This window comes from Modestobacter excelsi (assembly GCF_005930495.1).
Taxonomy (GTDB): Bacteria; Actinomycetota; Actinomycetes; order Mycobacteriales; family Geodermatophilaceae; genus Modestobacter; species Modestobacter excelsi.
Genome location: NZ_SJEX01000095.1, coordinates 1 through 18,025, shown reverse-complemented (window position 1 = coordinate 18,025; position 18,025 = coordinate 1). Strand labels below are relative to the sequence as shown.

General features: G+C 74.2%; 18 protein-coding genes. 16 read left to right on the top strand and 2 right to left on the bottom strand.

Translation table 11 applies throughout. From position 1 onward, the window contains the following. Positions 1-900 precede the first annotated feature (900 nt). The 8 genes from infB (at position 901) to larE (ending at position 8,095) form a co-directional block, all read left to right on the top strand. Positions 901-2,739, top strand: a complete 1,839-nt coding sequence (gene infB, locus FHL80_RS22130; protein ID WP_246078876.1) for a translation initiation factor IF-2 — start codon at positions 901-903, stop codon at positions 2,737-2,739. Between the two features lie 10 nt (positions 2,740-2,749). Further along, positions 2,750-3,103: a DUF503 domain-containing protein gene (locus tag FHL80_RS22125; RefSeq protein WP_246078875.1), complete on the top strand. Its 354-nt coding sequence runs from the start codon at positions 2,750-2,752 to the stop codon at positions 3,101-3,103. 87 nt (positions 3,104-3,190) lie between these two features. Next, complete coding sequence (gene rbfA, locus FHL80_RS22120; RefSeq protein WP_138735497.1) at positions 3,191-3,742, top strand: 30S ribosome-binding factor RbfA; 552 nt, start codon at positions 3,191-3,193, stop codon at positions 3,740-3,742. After that, positions 3,739-3,990, top strand: a complete 252-nt coding sequence (locus FHL80_RS22115; RefSeq protein WP_138735496.1) for a hypothetical protein — start codon at positions 3,739-3,741, stop codon at positions 3,988-3,990. The genes rbfA and FHL80_RS22115 overlap by 4 nt, the downstream gene beginning before the upstream one ends. Continuing rightward, complete coding sequence (locus FHL80_RS22110; protein WP_138735495.1) at positions 3,987-4,997, top strand: DHH family phosphoesterase; 1,011 nt, start codon at positions 3,987-3,989, stop codon at positions 4,995-4,997. The genes FHL80_RS22115 and FHL80_RS22110 overlap by 4 nt, the downstream gene beginning before the upstream one ends. Beyond that, positions 4,994-6,328 (top strand): MATE family efflux transporter, encoded by a 1,335-nt coding sequence (locus FHL80_RS22105; RefSeq protein WP_138735494.1) that lies wholly within the window; start codon positions 4,994-4,996, stop codon positions 6,326-6,328. Before FHL80_RS22110 ends, FHL80_RS22105 begins: the two co-directional genes overlap by 4 nt. Then, positions 6,325-7,242, top strand: coding sequence for a tRNA pseudouridine(55) synthase TruB (gene truB / locus FHL80_RS22100; protein ID WP_138735493.1), 918 nt, complete (start codon positions 6,325-6,327; stop codon positions 7,240-7,242). Before FHL80_RS22105 ends, truB begins: the two co-directional genes overlap by 4 nt. Before the next feature lie 22 nt (positions 7,243-7,264). Next, complete coding sequence (gene larE, locus FHL80_RS22095) at positions 7,265-8,095, top strand: ATP-dependent sacrificial sulfur transferase LarE (RefSeq protein ID WP_138735492.1); 831 nt, start codon at positions 7,265-7,267, stop codon at positions 8,093-8,095. Here larE and larB read toward each other — a convergent pair. Then, entirely contained in the window at positions 8,086-8,763 is a 678-nt protein-coding gene (gene larB, locus FHL80_RS22090) for a nickel pincer cofactor biosynthesis protein LarB (protein WP_138735491.1), read from the bottom strand. The two genes, larE and larB, sit on opposite strands and share 10 nt — an antisense overlap. Before the next feature lie 59 nt (positions 8,764-8,822). Here larB and FHL80_RS22085 point away from each other — a divergent pair, with 59 nt between their 5' ends. Continuing rightward, on the top strand, positions 8,823-9,149 hold the full coding sequence (locus FHL80_RS22085) for an antibiotic biosynthesis monooxygenase family protein (protein WP_138735490.1): 327 nt from the start codon (positions 8,823-8,825) through the stop codon (positions 9,147-9,149). Here FHL80_RS22085 and FHL80_RS22080 read toward each other — a convergent pair. Then, positions 9,110-9,295, bottom strand: a complete 186-nt coding sequence (locus tag FHL80_RS22080; protein ID WP_138735489.1) for a hypothetical protein — start codon at positions 9,293-9,295, stop codon at positions 9,110-9,112. The genes FHL80_RS22085 and FHL80_RS22080 overlap by 40 nt on opposite strands. Positions 9,296-9,710: 415 nt before the next feature. Between FHL80_RS22080 and FHL80_RS22075 the strand changes: the two genes are divergently transcribed. From FHL80_RS22075 to dapB, 7 genes are all read left to right on the top strand, one after another. Next, on the top strand, positions 9,711-10,859 hold the full coding sequence (locus tag FHL80_RS22075; RefSeq protein ID WP_216870960.1) for a branched-chain amino acid aminotransferase: 1,149 nt from the start codon (positions 9,711-9,713) through the stop codon (positions 10,857-10,859). A gap of 35 nt (positions 10,860-10,894) precedes the next feature. Continuing rightward, positions 10,895-11,872: a bifunctional riboflavin kinase/FAD synthetase gene (locus FHL80_RS22070; RefSeq protein WP_138735488.1), complete on the top strand. Its 978-nt coding sequence runs from the start codon at positions 10,895-10,897 to the stop codon at positions 11,870-11,872. A 218-nt stretch (positions 11,873-12,090) separates the two neighbouring features. Next, entirely contained in the window at positions 12,091-12,360 is a 270-nt protein-coding gene (gene rpsO / locus FHL80_RS22065; RefSeq protein ID WP_014742314.1) for a 30S ribosomal protein S15, read from the top strand. A 261-nt stretch (positions 12,361-12,621) separates the two neighbouring features. Next, positions 12,622-14,880 carry a polyribonucleotide nucleotidyltransferase gene (locus FHL80_RS22060; protein ID WP_138735487.1) on the top strand — a complete coding sequence of 753 codons (2,259 nt, stop codon included), beginning with the start codon at positions 12,622-12,624 and terminating at the stop codon, positions 14,878-14,880. A gap of 82 nt (positions 14,881-14,962) precedes the next feature. After that, positions 14,963-16,267, top strand: coding sequence for a M16 family metallopeptidase (locus FHL80_RS22055; protein ID WP_246078873.1), 1,305 nt, complete (start codon positions 14,963-14,965; stop codon positions 16,265-16,267). Positions 16,268-16,271: 4 nt separating this feature from the next. After that, positions 16,272-16,640 carry a VanZ family protein gene (locus FHL80_RS22050; protein ID WP_138735486.1) on the top strand — a complete coding sequence of 123 codons (369 nt, stop codon included), beginning with the start codon at positions 16,272-16,274 and terminating at the stop codon, positions 16,638-16,640. 59 nt (positions 16,641-16,699) lie between these two features. Further along, positions 16,700-17,503 (top strand): 4-hydroxy-tetrahydrodipicolinate reductase, encoded by an 804-nt coding sequence (gene dapB / locus FHL80_RS22045; RefSeq protein ID WP_216870958.1) that lies wholly within the window; start codon positions 16,700-16,702, stop codon positions 17,501-17,503. The last annotated feature ends 522 nt before the right edge of the window (positions 17,504-18,025 follow it).

The following is an 18,025-nucleotide window of genomic DNA, read 5'->3' as shown; positions in this document are numbered from 1 at the left end:
GCCCCGCAGGCGCCCGCTGCCCCGGCCCCGCAGGCGCCCGCTGCCTCGGCTCCCGCCACGGCAGCTCCGGCGACCTCGGCACCTGGTCCGCGTCCCGGCCCGCGGCCCGCGCCGCGGCCGGCGGCCAGCACCCCTGCCCCGCAGGCCCCGGTCCAGCCGGAGCCGGTGCAGCAGACCCCGGCCGCGCCCGCGCAGCCGGCAGCACGCCCGGCCGCGCCGGGTCCCCGTCCGGGTGGTACGCCCGGCGGTGCGCCCTCCGGCGTCCCCGGTCAGGGCGGTGCCACCCCCGGTGGCGCACGTCCGGCCCCGGGCCCGCGCCCGGGTCCCCGTCCGGCCCCGCGGCCGGGCAACAACCCCTTCAGCAGTGCGCCGCGTCCGGCCGCTGCCGGTCCGCGTCCCGGCGGGGCCCCCGGCCAGGCCGCTGGTCCCGGCGGCCCGCGGCCCGGCCCGGCCGGCCCGCGTCCCGGCCCCGGTGCCGCTGGTCCGCGTCCGGCGTCCGGTCCGGGTGGACCGCGTCCGGCCGCAGGTCCCGGTGGGCCCCGGCCCAACCCGGGCATGATGCCGCAGCGGCCGAGCCCCGGCATGATGCCGCCGCGCCCGGCCGGTCGTCCCGGCGGTCCGGGTGCCGGTGCAGGTGCCGGTGGCCGTGGTCGTCCGGGTGGTCCCGGCGCTGGCGGCGGCGGTGGCTTCCGTCCCGGTGGCGGCGGTCCCGGTGGTCCCGGTGGCGGCGGCGGTGCTCCGGCGGGTGGCTTCCGGCCCGGCGGCGGTGGCGGCGGTGGCCGTGGCCGTGGGCGCGGTGGCTCGGGTGCCGGCACCGCGGGTGCCTTCGGGCGTCCGGGTGGTCGCGGTCCGGTCCGCGGGCGCAAGAGCAAGAAGCAGCGGCGTCAGGAGTTCGACTCCATGGCGGCGCCGTCGATGGGCGGCGTCAGCCTGCCCCGCGGCAACGGGCAGACCGTCCGGCTGCCCCGTGGCGCCTCGCTGACCGACCTGGCCGAGCGGATCAACGCCGAGCCGGCCGCCCTGGTCACCGCCCTGTTCCACCTGGGCGAGATGATCACGGCGACGCAGTCGGTGAACGACGAGACGCTGCAGCTGCTCGGCGCCGAGATCGGCTGGGTCATCCAGGTCGTCAGCCCCGAGGACGAGGACCGCGAGCTCCTCGACACCTTCGACCTCACCTTCGGCGACGCGGAGAGCGACGACGAGGACGACTGGGACATCCGTCCGCCGGTCGTGACCGTCATGGGTCACGTCGACCACGGGAAGACCAAGCTCCTCGACGCGCTCCGGCACGCCAACGTGGCGGGCAAGGAGGCCGGTGGGATCACCCAGCACATCGGTGCCTACCAGATCGTCACCGAGCTCGAGGGCAACGAGCGCCCGGTCACCTTCATCGACACCCCGGGTCACGAGTCGTTCACCGCGATGCGTGCCCGTGGCGCGAAGGTCACCGACATCGTCGTCCTGGTCGTGGCCGCCGACGACGGCGTCATGCCGCAGACGGTCGAGGCGCTCAACCACGCCCAGGCCGCCGAGGTGCCGATCGTGGTCGCGGTGAACAAGATCGACAAGGAGGGGGCCAACCCCGCCAAGATCCGCCAGCAGCTCACCGAGTACGGGCTGGTGGCCGAGGAGTACGGCGGCGACACGATGTTCGTCGACGTCTCCGCGACCACCCGCCAGGGTCTCGACGACCTGCTCGCGGCGATCCTGCTCACCGCCGACGCCTCGCTGGACCTGCGCGCCAACGTGGGCCAGGACCCGCAGGGTGTGGTCATCGAGGGCAAGCTGGACAAGGGCCGGGGCCCCGTCGCCACGGTGCTGGTCCAGCGCGGCACGCTGCGCCAGGGCGACTCGATCGTGGCCGGCGACGCCTACGGTCGCGTCCGGTCGCTGCTCGACGAGCACGGCAACAAGCTCAAGGAGGCCCTGCCGGCCCGTCCGGTCCAGGTCGTCGGCCTGACCTCCGTGCCGCGCGCCGGTGACACCTTCCTCGTCGTCGAGGAGGACCGGATCGCCCGGCAGATCGCCGACCGCCGCCAGGCCCGCATCCGCAACGCGCAGAACGCGTCGATGCGCAAGCGGATCAGCCTGGAGGACCTGGACGCGGCGCTCAAGGAGACCCGTCAGCTCAACCTGATCATCAAGGGCGACAACTCGGGCACCGTCGAGGCGCTCGAAGAGGCGCTGATGAAGATCGAGGTGAGCGACGACATCTCGCTGCGGGTCATCCACCGCGGCGTCGGCGGGATCACCAAGAGCGACATCGACCTGGCGCTGGCCGACGACGTCATCGTCCTGGGCTTCAACGTCCGGGCCGAGGGCCAGGCGACCGAGCTGGCTGCCCGCGAGGGGGTGGACGTCCGGTACTACACGGTCATCTACCAGGCCATCGAGGAGATCGAGTCCGCGCTCAAGGGCATGCTCAAGCCCGAGTACGAAGAGGTGCAGCTGGGCACCGCGGAGGTCCGCGAGGTCTTCCGTGTCCCGAAGATCGGCAACGTCGCCGGTTCGCTGGTGCGCAGCGGCACGATCGTCCGCAACTCCAAGGCCCGGCTCGTCCGGGACGGCGCTGTGGTCGCGGACAACCTGACCGTCGAGTCGCTGCGCCGCTTCAAGGACGACGCGACCGAGGTCCGGGAGGGCTACGAGTGCGGCATCGGTCTCGGGTCGTTCAACGACATCAAGATCGACGACGTGATCCAGACCTTCGAGCTGCGTGAGAAGCCGCGTAGCTGACGTAGGCGACATGGCCCCTGCAGGTGAGGTCCTCGGCCCTCCTGCAGGGGCGGGGGGCAGGAGGGTCCTCATATTCACGGGCACGCTCACCGCCGACCTGCTGCTGGGGGACGTGCACTCGCTCAAGGAGAAGCGCGCCGTGGTGAAGCCGATCGTGGCCGAGCTGCGGCGCCGCTTCACCGTGGCCGCTGCCGAGGTCGGCGACCCCGACCTGCACCGCCGCGTGCAGGTCGGGGTCGCCGCCGTCGCGGGTCAGGCCGGCCAGGTGACCGACGTCCTGGACGCCTGTGAGCGGTTGCTGGCCGAACGGCCGGAGGTGACGCTGCTGTCGACGCACCGTCAGCTCTTCAGCGACACCGATTAAGGACCCCCTCGCCCCCCGACGCTCGCAAGCTCGCGTCGGGGCCCTTGCGAGGGGGCCGTTCCATCCACTCACCTGAGGAGTCCCGAGATGGCCGACCCGGCCCGGGCACGGCGACTGGCGGTGCGCATCCGCCAGATCGTCAGCGCCACGATCGAGATGCAGATCAAGGACCCCCGCCTCGGGATGGTCACCGTCACCGACGCCCGCGTCACCAGCGACCTGCGCGAGGCGACGGTGTTCTACACGGTCTACGGCGACGCCACCCAGGTGGAGGACTCCGCCCGGGCGCTGGCGAGCGCCACCGGCGTGCTGCGCTCGACGGTGGGGAAGCAGACCGGCATCAAGTTCGTGCCCTCGCTGACCTTCGTCGCCGACATCGTCCCCGACACCGCCCGTGAGCTCGAGGAGGCGCTGGAGCGCGTCCGGCACGCCGACGCCGAGCTCGCCCGGGCCCGCGAGGGGGCGCAGTACGCCGGCGACGCCGACCCGTACCGCAAGCCCGCGGTCATCGAGGACGACGACGAGGACGAGGACGACCTGGTCGCCCGGACCGACGACGAGTCCGTCGAGGACCTGTCCGGGCGGACCGACGACTTCTCCGACGGCCGGCCCTCCGCCGCCCAGCGGAGCGCGTCGTGACCGAGGCCGTCGACCCGGACCCGGTGGACCCGGCTGCCGTCCCGGAGGGCACCACCCTCGGTGGACGTCAGGAGCCGGCGGACGGTGACCCGACCGCCGGTGGCAAGCGCGGCGACATCGGCACCACCGGGAGCATCGCCGCCGACGAGCCCGACGACGGCTCCACGTACCCGGTGGGAGGTGGCCGGGTCGAGGAGGAGTCGAACGCCTCCCCGGTCGCTGATCCGGGGCCCGACGGCACCCCGTGAGCGCCCCGGCCACCTCGGGCACCTCGACCGCGGCCGCGGTCGAGGTGCTCGCCCGGGCGGCGGACGACGGGGCGACCGTCGTCCTGTCCGGGCACGTGCAGCCCGACGCCGACGCCCTGGGCAGCGCCCTGGCGCTGGCGGAGGGCCTGCGTCGTCGCGGTGCCCGGGTGGTGACGACCTTCCCGGAGCCTTTCGTGCTGCCCGAGTCGCTGGGCTGGCTGCCCGGCGCCGACGAGCTGGTCCCGCCGGCCCAGGTTCCGGCCGAGGTCGACGTCTTCGTCAGCCTCGACGCCGCGTCCCCCGGCCGGTTGGGCGGCCTGGCCGCGCTGGTGGGCACCGCCGGCCGGTCGGTGGTCGTCGACCACCACGCGAGCAACCCCGGCTTCGGCGAGGTGCAGCTGGTCGACCCGGCGGCGGCCGCCACCGTGGTGCTGGTCGCCGCGCTGCTCGAGGGCCTCGACGTCCCGCTGGACCAGCGCCTGGCCACCTGCCTGTACGCCGGGCTGACCGCGGACACCGGGTCCTTCCGGTTCGGCAACACGTCCCCCGGCACCCACGAGCTGGCCGCCCGGCTGCTCCGCACCGGGATCGACCACGCGGCCATCAGCCGCCGGCTCTTCGACACTGCACCGTTCGGCTGGCTGGGGCTGCTGTCCGCGGTCACCGGCCGCGCGGTCCTCGAACCCGACGTCGGGGCCGGGCTGGTCTGGACCTGCTCGACCGCGGCCGAGGCGCGGGCGCACGGGCTGGCCCCCGACCAGCTCGAGGCGCTCGTGGACGTCGTCCGGGCGACCGCCGAGGCCGACGTCGCCTGCGTGGTCAAGGGGCAGGACGACGGCACGTCGGTCGTCTCGCTGCGGTCCCGCGGCGCCACCGACCTCACCCGCGTCGCGATGGCGCTGGGTGGCGGCGGGCACCGCGCGGCAGCCGGCTACACCTCGTACCTGGACCTCGAGGGGACGCTCGAGCAGCTCCGCGCCCAGGTGCGGGCCGCGCGCCCGTCGTGACCCTGCCGTCCTCGCGACGGCGGCGCGGCCCCGAGCCGTCCATCCCGGCGCTGGCGGCGCCCGCGCTCGTCGTGCTGGCCGCCGAGCCGCTCTACCTGCTGGTCGACACCGCGGTGGTGGGCCACCTCGACGGCGTCGCGCTGGGCGGCCTCGCCGTCGGGGGCGGACTGCTCGCCTACGTCGCGGCGCTGCTGAACTTCCTCGCCTACGGCACCACGGCCCGGGCCGCGCGCCGCACCGGCGCCGGTGACCGGGCCGGCGCGGTCGCGGAGGGCGTGCAGGCGACCTGGCTGGCCCTCGCCCTCGGCGTCGCACTGGCGCTGCTGTTCCAGCTGCTGGCCGGTCCGCTCACCCGGTTGCTCGCCGGGGGCGCCGGGCCGGTCGCCGACGCCGGCGAGCAGTGGTTGCGGGTCGCCAGCCCGGGCCTGCCGCTGCTCCTGGTCGCCCTCGCCGGCAACGGCTGGCTGCGCGGGGTCCAGGAACTCCGCCGGCCGATGGGCTACGTGCTCGCCGGCAGCGGGGCGGGGGTCGTGCTGTGCCCGCTGCTGGTGCACCCGGTCGGGCTGGGCCTGGTCGGCTCCGCGCTGGCCAACCTGGCCGGCCAGGGGATCGCCGCGGCGCTGTTCGTCCGGGCGCTGGCCCGGGAGCTGGCCGGCTCCGGGGTCTCCTGGCGGCCCCGGCCGCCCGCGCTGAAGGCGCAGCTGGTGCTCGGCCGCGACCTGCTGGTGCGCGCCGCCGTGCTGCAGCTGGCGTTCGCCGCGGCCGCCGCGGTCGTCGCCCGGTCCGGCACGGCCGAGCTCGGCGCGCACCAGGTGGCGCTCCAGCTGTGGCTCTTCCTCGCCCTGGTGCTGGACGCCTACGCGATCGCCGCCCAGACGCTCGTCGGCACGGCCCTGGGCGCCGGCCGGCCCGGCGATGCCCGGCACACCGCCGCCCGGGTCGTCCGCTGGGGGCTGGGCACCGGGGTCGTCGTCGCCGTCCTGCTGCTGGCGCTGCGGCCGGTGGTGCCGCCGCTGTTCACCGACGACCCGGCGGTGCTGGCCCAGGCCGACGTCGTCTGGTGGTTCCTCGCGCTGATGCAGCCCCTGGCGGGGGTGGTGTTCGCCCTGGACGGCGTGCTGATGGGCGCGGGGGACGCGGCGTACCTGCGCACCGTGACCCTCGCCTCGGCACTGCTGGGCTTCCTGCCGCTGTCGCTGCTGTCGGGGTGGCTGGACTGGGGGCTGCCTGGCGTCTGGACCGGGCTCACCCTGTTCGTCGTCCTGCGGCTGGTCGCGGTGGGCGCCCGGGTCGGGGGGAGCGCGTGGCTGGGTGAGACGGTGAGTTCGTGAGCAGGAAGCCCGATGCCGACGTCCCGCCGTCCCTGCTGCTCGTCGACAAGCCGGCCGGGATGACCTCGCACGACGTGGTCGCCGTCGCCCGCCGGGTGCTGTCGGTGCGCAAGGTCGGGCACGCCGGCACCCTCGACCCGATGGCCACCGGCCTGCTCGTGCTGGGCGTCGGCGCCGCCACCCGGCTGCTCGGGCACCTCTCCGGCTCGGACAAGACCTACGACGCCACGGTCCGGCTGGGGCAGTCGACGGTCACCGACGACGCCGAGGGCGAGGTCACCGCGACGACGTCGGCCGCGGGCGTCGGCGAGGACGACGTCCGCGCCGCGCTGGCCACCCAGGTCGGCGCGCTGCAGCAGGTGCCGTCGTCGGTCAGCGCGGTCAAGGTCGACGGCCGGCGCTCCTACGACCGGGTCCGCGCCGGCGAGGAGTTCGAGCTGGCGGCCCGGTCGGTGACCGTGCACCGCATCGACGTCCACCGCATCACCCGGCCCGGCCCCGACCTGGTCGACGTCGACGTCACGGTCGCCTGCAGCACCGGCACCTACATCCGTGCCATCGCCCGGGACGTCGGTGCCGCGCTCGGCGTCGGAGGGCACCTGACCGCGCTGCGCCGCACGTCCTCGGGCCCCTTCGCGATCGCGCAGGCCCGGCCGGTCGAGGACGCCGCCGCGGCCCTGGCCGGCCCCGGTTCCGGAGCCGGCGTGCTCGGGCTCGCCGACGCCGCCCGTGCCGTCTTCCCCACGCGGGAGCTCGACGCCGGAGAGGCGGTCGCCGTCGGCCACGGCCGGCGGGTGCCGGCCACCGGCGCCCCCGGCCTGCACGCCGCACTCGCCCCCGACGGCCGGCTGGTCGCGCTGGTGGAGGACGCCGGTGCGGTGGCCCGGGTCACCGTCGGCTTCCCGCCGCGCTGAGCCGGGTGGCACCCTCGCGCAGGTGAGCCTCGACGATCGCCTCGCCGTGCTGGACGCCGAGCTGTCCGCCGTGCCCGGTGTGCTGGTCGCGTTCTCCGGCGGCGTGGACTCCGGGGTCGTGCTCGCCGCTGCGGTGCGCGCCCTGGGCGCGGACCGGGTGGTGGCCGCGACCGCCGTCTCGCCCAGCCTGCCGGCCGCCGAGCGCGCCGCGGCGCACGCGTTCGCGGTCGGCCTGGGTGTCCGGCACGAGCAGCCGGCCACCGACGAGCTGTCCCGGCCCGGCTACGTGGCCAACGCCGGCGACCGCTGCGCGTTCTGCAAGGCCGAGCTGGTCGACGTGCTCACCCCGCTGGCCGCCGAGCTCGGCATCGCCGACGTCGTCACCGGCACCAACGCCGACGACCTGCGCGCCGGGTTCCGCCCCGGCATCCGGGCGGCGGCCGAGCGCGGCGCCTGGGCGCCGCTGGCCCGGGCCGGGATGACCAAGGACGACGTCCGGGCAGCCGCCCGGCGCTGGGACCTGCCGCTGGCCGACAAGCCGGCCGCCGCGTGCCTGGCCAGCCGGATCGCCTACGGGGTGCCCGTGTCGGCGGCCCGGCTGGCCCGGGTCGAGGCGGCCGAGCTCGCGCTCCGCGCGGCGCTCGCCGACGCCGGGCTGGCGGTGCGCGACCTCCGGGTCCGGGACATGGGTGAGGACGTCGCCCGGGTGGAGGTGGACGCCACCCTGGTCCCCGCCGTGGGCCCGGAGCTGCTGGCCGCCGTCGACGGCTTCGCCCGGGTGGAGCTGGACCCCCGCGGCTTCCGGTCGGGCGCGATGAACGAGCTGCTGCCCGATCCCGTCCGCTACCGCTGAGCCGACCGGGCGATCCGGGCCGCCGCCACCCCGGCGCCGAACCCGTTGTCGATGTTGACCACCAGCACGCCCGGGGCGCAGGCGGTGAGCATGGTCAGCAGTGCGGCGAGCCCCTCGAACGCGGCGCCGTAGCCGACCGACGTCGGCACGGCGACCACCAGCCGGTCGGTCAGCCCGGCGACGACGCTGGGCAGCGCGCCGTCCATGCCGGCCACGACGACGACCGCGTCGGCCGCGGCGAGGTCCGGCGCCACCGCCAGCACCCGGTGGACGCCGGCCACCCCGACGTCGTCCACCCGCCGGCAGCCGACCCCGCTCGCGGTCAGCGTCGCGGCGACCTCGGCGGCGACCGCGCCGTCCGACGTCCCGGCGGTGAGCACCAGCACCTCACCGACCGGCGCTGGGGGAGTGCCCACCCACGCCACCCGGGCGACCGGGTCGACGTGCGCGTCGGGCCACCGGTCGAGGACCGCGGCGGCGGTCTCGGGATCGACCCGGGTCGCCCAGGCCAGCGACAGCCCGGCGTCCAGGAGGCCGGCCAGGCAGCCGACCGTCTCGGCCGGGGTCTTGCCGCCGGCGAAGACGACCTCGGGGGTCCCGGTGCGGGCGGCACGGTCCACGTCCAGCCGGGCGAAGCCCAGCTCGGCGGTGCGGGGCTGATCGGTCACGGGCACCAGTCTCGCCCACGCGCCGTGTCGGCCCCGCCGGAGTTGGGCAGGATGCGGGCATGAGCGTCGTCAAGATCAACGTCGTGACCGTGCCGGAGGACAAGCGGGCCCGCTTCGAGGAGCGCTTCAAGGGCCGGGCCGGTGCCGTGGAGACCACCCCGGGCTTCGAGTGGTTCGAGCTGCTCCGCCCGGTCGAGGGCACCGACTCCTACCTCGTCTACACCCGCTGGGAGAACGAGGAGGCCTACCAGGCCTGGCAGGACGGGCAGGACTTCGACCGCGCCCACTCCGGCGGCGGCGACACCCTCGCCCCGGCCGCCGAGCGGTCGCAGACCCACCTGTGGAGCTACGACGTCGTGGAGTCCGCCGCACCCAAGGGGAGCTGAACCGAGCCGGCCCGCAGCGCCGCCGCCCAGGCGGCGTCGCGGGCCGCCGGTGGCGCCGTCGTCGTGCGGACGAACTCCCCGACGACGCCGGCGAACCGGCCCGGGTCCTCCACCTGCGGGAAGTGCCCGGCCCGGTCGAAGACCACCAGCGTGCTGCCCGGCAGCCGTGCGTGCAGCGTCTCGCCGTGCGCCGGTGGGTGCGCGCCAGCTCGTCCAGCGCCGGACCGGAGCTCGCCCCGGACCCGAGCAGGCCGTGCAGCAGGAGCAGCACCGGCCCCGACGTCCCGCCGATCCGGCAGGAGACCCGGTGGCCGTGCAGCAGCACCACCTCGGTGCGCACGTCGTGCCCGGTCCAGCGCACCGGCTCCCACCCGGCTCGGGCCAGCACGTTCCCGTCGGGCTCCATCCCCGCAGGCTGGGCGGGGAGGCGGGGTGTGCGGCCGGTCCCGCGTCCGTGCACCGCCCCGCTCGTGCCTGACCGTGGACGGGCCGGTCTAGGGTGGCGGTGCGGGCCGGGCAACCGCCGGGCCGCTCGAGCACGAGCACCAGCAGGTGGGAGCCATGACCGACACGCTCAGCCCCAGCCGTACCTCCTCCCGGGAGTTCACCGAGGGCGTGCCGCTGGTCGTGGAGGACGTGCCGCGCCGCTCCGCCACCGAGCGTGCCCAGCAGCTGGAGGACCCGGGTTTCGGCCGGTACTTCACCGACTCGATGTTCGTGGCCCGGCACCGGGTCGGGGAGGGCTGGGTCGACGCCCGGCTGACGCCCTACGCCCCGCTGCAGATGGACCCGAGCGCGGCCGCGCTGCACTACGCGCAGTCGATCTTCGAGGGCCTCAAGGCATACGCCCAGCCCGACGGCAGCGTCGCCACCTTCCGGCCGGAGTCCAACGCCGCCCGCTTCGCCCGCAGCGCCGCCCGGCTGGCCATGCCGCAGGTGCCCGAGCAGGCCTTCATCACCGCGGTCGACGCCCTGGTCGACACCGACCGCGACTGGGTGCCCAGCGGCCTGGACCAGACGCTCTACATCCGGCCCTACATGCTGGCGATCGAGCCGTTCCTCGGTGTCCGCCCCGCGCACGAGTACCTGTTCATCGTCATCGCCAGCCCCGCCGGCGCCTACTTCCCCCGCGGCGTGCACCCGGTGTCGGTCTACCTCTCCGAGGACTACATCCGGGCCGCTCCCGGCGGCACCGGCGACGTGAAGTGCGCCGGCAACTACGCCGCCAGCCTGCTGGCCCAGGAGCAGGCCATCGCCGCCGGCTGCGACCAGGTCGTCTGGCTCGACGCGGTGGAGAAGCGGTACGTCGAGGAGATGGGTGGGATGAACCTGTTCTTCGTCCTCGGCTCGGGCGCCGACGCCGAGCTCGTCACCCCGGAGCTCACCGGCACCCTGCTGCCCGGCATCACCCGGGAGTCGCTGATCACCGTGGCCCGCGAGCTGGGGCACACCGTCACCGAGCGGAGGTTCAGCGTCGAGGAGTGGCGGGCCGGCGTGGCCGACGGCACGGTCACCGAGACCTTCGCCTGCGGCACCGCCGCGGTGATCACGCCGGTCGGGGAGGTCAAGGCCCGGACGGGCGACTTCACCGTCGGCAACGGCGAGCCGGGCCCGCTGACCATGCAGCTGCGCGCGCACCTGCTCGACGTCCAGCACGGCCGGGTGGCCGACACCCACGGCTGGCTGCACCGCGTCGCGCCCGCCTCCTGAGCCGCCGACCAGGCGACCGGGGGGAGACGAACGGCGTGCTGCGCTGGCGCGGGCTGGGGGACACCCCAAGCGATCTGGGACGCACGGTGGTCACCATCGGCATGTACGACGGCGTCCACCGCGGGCACCAGCACCTGATCAGCACGGCGGTCGCCCGGGCCCGGGCGCTGGGGCGTCCGGTGGTGCTGATGACCTTCGACCCGCATCCCTCGGAGGTCGTCCGGCCCGGCTCGCACCCGGCCATCCTCACCTCGGCCGACCGCAAGGCCGAGCTGGTCGCCGCCCTCGGGGTGGACGGCATGTGCGTGCTGCCGTTCACTGCTGAGTTCAGCCGGCTCACCCCGGAGGAGTTCACCCACACCGTGCTCGTCGAGCACCTGTACGCGGCGCAGGTCGTGGTGGGGCGCAACTTCACCTACGGGCACAAGGCCGCCGGCACCGTGGAGACGCTGGCCGCCGACGGGCGCCGGTTCGGCTTCGGGGTGGAAGGGGTCGACCTGACCGTCGTCGGCTCGGCGCCCGACCCGTCCGGGGACGGCGAGGTCACCATCTCCTCGACCTACATCCGGGCCTGCGTGGCGGCAGGGGACATGGCCTCGGCGGCCCTCGCGCTGGGCCGCCCGCACCGGGTCGACGGCGTGGTCGTGCGCGGCGACCGGCGCGGCCGCGAGCTGGGCTACCCGACGGCGAACGTGGAGAGCCCCGCGCACACCGCCGTCCCGGCCGACGGGGTCTACGCCGGCCGGCTCGTGCTGCGCGACCACCACGGCACCAGCCGCAGCAGCCACCCGGCGGCCATCTCGGTCGGCAGCAACCCGACGTTCTCCGGTGCCCGGCGCACGGTGGAGGCGCACCTCCTCGACTTCGACGGCGACCTCTACGGCGAGCACGTCGGGGTGGAGTTCGTGGAGCGGCTGCGCCCGATGCTGAACTTCTCCGGCGTCCCGGAGCTGCTGGCGGCCATGGGCGACGACGTCGTCCGGACCCGCGCCGTCCTGGGGTTGGGGCTGTGACATCGCGATCCTGGCGGATCGCACCGCGGCCAGCTGCCGTTCCCGGTCACGCTGAGCCGCTGCGTCGCGCCTGCGCGGGAGCCTCCGGCCCCCACTCGGCACGACAGTGCGTTCGCGCACCTGTGTAACCTTGTCCCCGACGTCGGGAGACCGACGTGTGTGCATGCTGCCCCCGTGACACAGACCGGGGGCCACACGTGACCTGCCCTGGAGGCACCATGGCGCTGGAGAGCGCGACGAAGAAGCAGATCATGACCGAGTACGCGACGGTCGAGAACGACACCGGTTCCCCCGAGGTGCAGGTCGCGATGCTGACCCGACGGATCAGCGACCTGACCGAGCACCTCAAGCAGCACAAGCACGACCACCACAGCCGGCGGGGCCTGCTCCTGCTGGTCGGCCGCCGGCGGCGGCTGCTGAACTACCTGGCCAAGACCGACATCAACCGGTACCGCTCGCTCATCGAGCGGCTCGGCCTGCGCCGCTAGCACCACCGAGGGGACCGCTCCGGCACCACCGGGACGGTCCCCTCTCTCGTGCGGCACCCGCCGCACGGGCACACCGGCACTCCGCCGGCCGCCCCGCGAGGGCCGGTCCTCGGTAGTGGCCCCCGGGACGCAGCGAGCCTGAGCGCAGGACCCCGCGAGAGCGCCCCCCGAGGGCTTCGATCGAGAACCGGTCGCCCCGGACACCGCCGGCGCAGAGCCGCGAAGAGGACGTCGCCGTATGCGACGTAGGAAGAGGACACGATGTCCGCACCCACGACAGAGACCGACTTCGACGCCGAGGACGGCGTCTTCACCGCCTCCGCGGTGATCGACAACGGAGCCCTCGGCTCCCGCACCGTCACCTTCGAGACCGGCCGCCTCGCCAAGCAGGCGGCCGGCTCCGTCGTCGCCACGATGGGCGACACCACGCTGCTGTCGGCCACCACGGCCGGCCGCCAGCCCAAGGACCAGTTCGACTTCTTCCCGCTGACGGTCGACGTCGAAGAGCGCATGTACGCGATCGGCAAGATCCCCGGCTCGTTCTTCCGCCGCGAGGGCCGGCCGTCCGAGGACGCGATCCTCACCTGCCGGCTGATCGACCGCCCGTTGCGCCCGACCTTCGCCAAGGGCCTGCGCAACGAGGTCCAGGTCGTCATCACGGTGCTGTCGCTGGACCCCGACCACGTGTACGACGTGCTCGCCATCAACGCCGCCTCGGCCTCCACCCAGCTCTCCGGCCTGCCGTTCTCCGGCCCGGTCGGCGGCACCCGGGTGGCGCTGATCAACGGCCAGTGGGTCGGCTTCCCGACCCACACCGAGCTCGAGGACGCCGTCTTCGACATGGTCGTGGCCGGCCGGGTCCTGCCCGACGGTGACGTCGCGATCATGATGGTCGAGGCCGAGGCCACCGAGAAGACCATCGAGCTGGTCGCCGGTGGGGCCACCGCCCCGACCGAGGAGGTCGTGGCCCAGGGCCTCGAGGCCGCCAAGCCGTTCATCAAGGCGCTGTGCCAGGCGCAGAGCGAGCTGGCCGGCAAGGCCGCCAAGCCCGAGGCGCACTTCCCCCGCTTCCTGGACTACCAGGACGACGTCTACGCCGCGGTCGAGGCCCAGGCGTCGGAGAAGCTCGCCGTGGCCCAGGCCATCGCCGGCAAGCAGGAGCGGGAGGAGGCCACCGACGCGCTCAAGGACGAGGTCAAGGCCGCGCTGGCCGGCCAGTTCGAGGGTCGCGAGAAGGAGGTCTCCGGGGCCTTCCGCGCCGTCACCAAGAAGGTCGTCCGGCAGCGCATCCTGCGCGACAAGGTGCGCATCGACGGCCGCGGCCTCACCGACATCCGGCCGCTGTCGGCCGAGGTCGAGGTCCTGCCGCGGGTGCACGGCTCGGCGCTGTTCGAGCGCGGCGAGACCCAGATCATGGGCGTCACCACGCTGAACATGCTCCGCATGGAGCAGCAGCTGGACACGCTGAACCCGATCACCCGCAAGCGCTACATGCACAACTACAACTTCCCGCCGTACTCCACCGGTGAGACCGGTCGGGTGGGCTCGCCCAAGCGCCGCGAGATCGGCCACGGCGCGCTGGCCGAGCGGGCGCTGCTGCCCGTGCTGCCGGACCGCGAGGAGTTCCCCTACGCCATCCGTCAGGTCTCCGAGGCCCTCGGCTCCAACGGCTCCACCTCGATGGGCTCGGTCTGCGCCTCGACGCTGGCCCTGCTCAACGCCGGTGTGCCGCTGAAGGCGCCGGTCGCCGGCATCGCCATGGGCCTGGTCTCCGACGAGGTCGACGGCCAGACGCAGTACGTCGCGCTGACCGACATCCTCGGTGCCGAGGACGCGTTCGGTGACATGGACTTCAAGGTCGCCGGCACCAAGGACTTCGTCACGGCCCTCCAGCTGGACACGAAGCTCGACGGCATCCCCTCCGACGTCCTCGCGGGTGCGCTGACCCAGGCCCGTGCGGCCCGGCTGCACATCCTCGACGTCATGCTCGAGGCGATCGACGGCCCGGACGAGATGAGCCCCTTCGCCCCGCGGGTGACCACGGTGCGCATCCCGGTCGACAAGATCGGCGCGGTCATCGGCCCCAAGGGCCAGATGATCAACGCGATCCAGGACGAGACCGGCGCCGACATCACCATCGAGGACGACGGCACGATCTACGTCGGCGCCTCGGATGGCCCGTCCGCCCAGGCGGCCGTGGACCGGATCAACGCGATCGCGAACCCGACGCTGCCCAAGGTCGGCGAGCGGTTCCTCGGCACCGTGGTGAAGACGACGGCGTTCGGCGCGTTCGTCTCGCTGCTGCCGGGCCGGGACGGTCTGGTGCACATCAGCAAGCTGGGCAACGGCAAGCGGATCGCCAAGGTCGAGGACGTCGCCAACGTCGGCGACAAGCTGCAGGTCGAGATCACCGACATCGACGCCCGGGGCAAGATCAGCCTGGTGCCGGTCGTCGAGGGCGACGCCGCTGCGGCGACCGACCCGGCCCCGGCCGAGGCCGCGGCTCCCGTGGAGGCGTGACACGACGACGGACCACCTGACCGGGGCCGGGGTGGGCGCTGCGGCGCCCGCCCCGGCCCCGGCCGGTACGAATGCGCCCGGGGTGACCGAGGTGCTCGACGTCGACGAGTTCGGTGGCCGGGTGGAGCGCACCGAGCTGCCCGGCGGCCTGCGGGTGCTCACCGAGACCATGCCCGGGGTCCTCTCGGCGACCCTGGGCATCTGGGTCGGCGTCGGCTCCCGGGACGAGAGCCCGGCGCTGGGCGGTTCCTCGCACTTCCTCGAGCACCTGCTGTTCAAGGGGACGCGCAGCCGGACGGCGCTGGAGATCGCCACGGCGATGGACGCCGTCGGCGGTGAGATGAACGCCTTCACCGCCAAGGAGCACACCTGCTACTACGCGAACGTGCTCGCCAGCGACCTCCCGCTCGCGGTGGCGATGCTCGGTGACCTGGTCACCGACGCGCTGAACACGGCGCCGGACCTGGAGTCCGAACGCACGGTGGTGCTCGAGGAGATCGCCATGCGCGACGACGAGCCCGCCGACGCCGTGCACGACCTGCACGCCGAGACGCTGTTCGGCGACACCCCGCTGGGGCGGTCGGTGCTGGGGACGGTCGAGTCGATCGAGTCCCTCACCCGGGACGACGTCGACGGCTGGTACCGGGATCGGTACGCCGTGCCCTCCATCGTCGTCTCGGCCGCCGGCCGGGTCGACCACGCCCAGGTGCTGGACCTGGTGACCGCGGCCTTCGGGGACCGGCTCACCGGGGGAGCGCGACCGGACCCCCTGCGGCTGGGGGACGATGCGGTCCTGACCGCGCCCGCCCGGCCCGCCGGACTGATCCACCGGCGCACCGAGCAGACCCACCTGCTGCTGGGCAGCCTCGGGATGGGGCGCCTGGACGACCGCCGGTACGCAGCGGCCGTCCTGGACGCTGCGGTCGGCGGCGGGATGAGCTCGCGCTTGTTCCAGGAGGTCCGGGAGAAGCGCGGCCTGGTCTACAGCGTCGGGTCCTCCCTCACCCACTACGCCGGGACCGGGACCTTCTCGGTCTACGCCGGCTGCTCGCCCAAGCGCGTGCCCGAGGTGCTCCGGCTGGTCCGCGCCGAGCTGGGCGCGGTGGCCGCCTCCGGGCTGACGTCGGAGGAGGTGGCCCGCGCGGTGGGCCAGCTCAAGGGCGGTCTGGTCCTCGGGTTGGAGGACACCGGGTCCCGGATGAGCCGGCTCGGCAAGAGCGAGCTGTCCTTCGGGGAGTACCTGTCGGTGCAGCAGGTCCTCGACCTGCTCGACGGGGTCGACGAGGAACAGGTGCGTGCGGTCGCCGCCGACCTGCTGACCCGTCCCACCTGTCTGGCCGTCGTGGGTCCCTACAAGGACCGCGACCTCGACCGGCTGCTCGCCTGAGCCGGTGACCGGTCCGCTCCGGGAGCACGGCGCGCTGGCTCGTGGGGCCTTCGCCGTCGCCGTGCTCGTCTCGTTGGCCGTGCTCTTCGCGCCGCCGGGGGACGTGCCGTCCAGCCCCCCGGGGGTGGACAAGGTCGTCCACTTCTCGCTGTTCGCGGTGCTGGCCTCCACCGGCCGCTGGGCCGGCGTCGGCCAGAGCGTGCTCGCTGCCCTGCTGGTCCTCTACGCCGCGGGCAGCGAGCTGCTGCAGGGGACTCCCCTGGTGGACCGGGACGCCTCGATCGGTGACTTCGTCGCCGACTCGGCCGGGGTCGTCGTCGGCCTGCTGCTGTGGCGGCTGGTCGCCACCCGGCGGACCCGCACGCCCGGCTGAGCTGCCGGTGGGGAGACGGCCGCCTTGCGTCCCGACCTCCTGTTGGTGAGCATCGCGGGGTGACGACCTCGCCGGACGACGCCCCTCCCACCCCGACCTCCGGGGAAGCACCGCTGATCTCGGTCGGGGTGCTGGGTGCCCGGGGCCGGATGGGCACCGAGGTCTGCCGCGCCGTCGACGAGGCCGAGGACCTGGAACTGGTCGCGATGGTCGACGAGCGTGACTGGCTGTTCAACGTCGCCGACGCCGGCGCGCAGGTCGTCGTCGACTTCACCCGGCCGGACTCGGTCATGGAGAACATCCGCTTCTGCATCGACCAGAACATCCACTGCGTCGTGGGGACGACGGGCTTCGACGAGCAGCGGCTGGCCACGATCGCCGACTGGCTCCGGCCCAAGCCCGAGGTGGGCGTGCTCATCGCCCCCAACTTCGGGATCGGCGCCGTGCTCCTCATGCGCTTCGCCGCCGAGGCGGCCCGCTTCTTCCCCTCCGTGGAGATCGTCGAGCTCCACCACCCGGCCAAGGTCGATGCCCCGTCCGGGACGGCCGCCCGCACCGCCCGGCTCGTCGCCGCGGCTCGTCGTGCGGCCGGCGTGCCGGCTGCGCCCGATGCCACCCGGGAGTCCGACTCACTCCCCGGTGCCCGCGGTGCAGACGTCGAGGGGATCCCGGTGCACGCCGTCCGGCTCACCGGCCTGGTCGCGCACCAGGAGGTGCTCATGGGGTCGGCGGGGGAGACGCTGACCCTGCGACACGACTCCTACGACCGGGCCTCCTTCATGCCCGGGGTCCTCCTCGCGGTCCGGGAGATCGGCAACCGCCCCGGCCTGACCGTCGGGATCGAGTCCCTGCTCGGCCTCTGACGGGCCCGATCTGTGGCTCCTGAGACGGATGAGGCGCCCGGACACCGCACCGTCACGTGAGCTGGGTCGCACCATCGAAGGCCCAGACGCCTGGCGACCTGCGGTTTCACCCCCACAGAGGGGCAGGAGCACCGGAAGAGAGGCGATTGGGTGCCCCCCGGGTTTGACGAGCCCCCCGGGGCCGCGTAACTTCTTCTTTGCGCCGAGCGAGACCGGGCCGAAAGGGCCGGGAGCCGCAAGGTCAGACCCCCGGGTGTGACAGCGAGCCGTGCACGGCGTAACGTGGTCCAAGCCGCCGGGGACGACGACCTTCCAGGGTCTGGTTCTCCGCGCGTCCGCTCCTTGAGAACTCAACAGCGTGCCGAAAGTCAGTGCCAAGTATCTATACCCCCATATGCGGATTCTTCGGGGTTCGTGGGGTTCCTTTGGTTGATTGAACGAGAGTGCCAACTCTCGGTCTCAGCTGTGATCAAATCATCTACGGAGAGTTTGATCCTGGCTCAGGACGAACGCTGGCGGCGT

Coding starts and splice junctions, on each gene's coding strand:
- FHL80_RS22075 (WP_216870960.1), top strand. CDS start 9,711: ATGACCGACACGCTCAGCCCCAGCCGTACCTCCTCCCGGGAGTTCACC.
- FHL80_RS22060 (WP_138735487.1), top strand. CDS start 12,622: ATGTCCGCACCCACGACAGAGACCGACTTCGACGCCGAGGACGGCGTC.
- rbfA (WP_138735497.1), top strand. CDS start 3,191: ATGGCCGACCCGGCCCGGGCACGGCGACTGGCGGTGCGCATCCGCCAG.
- FHL80_RS22125 (WP_246078875.1), top strand. CDS start 2,750: ATGGCCCCTGCAGGTGAGGTCCTCGGCCCTCCTGCAGGGGCGGGGGGC.
- FHL80_RS22085 (WP_138735490.1), top strand. CDS start 8,823: ATGAGCGTCGTCAAGATCAACGTCGTGACCGTGCCGGAGGACAAGCGG.
- infB (WP_246078876.1), top strand. CDS start 901: ATGGCGGCGCCGTCGATGGGCGGCGTCAGCCTGCCCCGCGGCAACGGG.
- rpsO (WP_014742314.1), top strand. CDS start 12,091: ATGGCGCTGGAGAGCGCGACGAAGAAGCAGATCATGACCGAGTACGCG.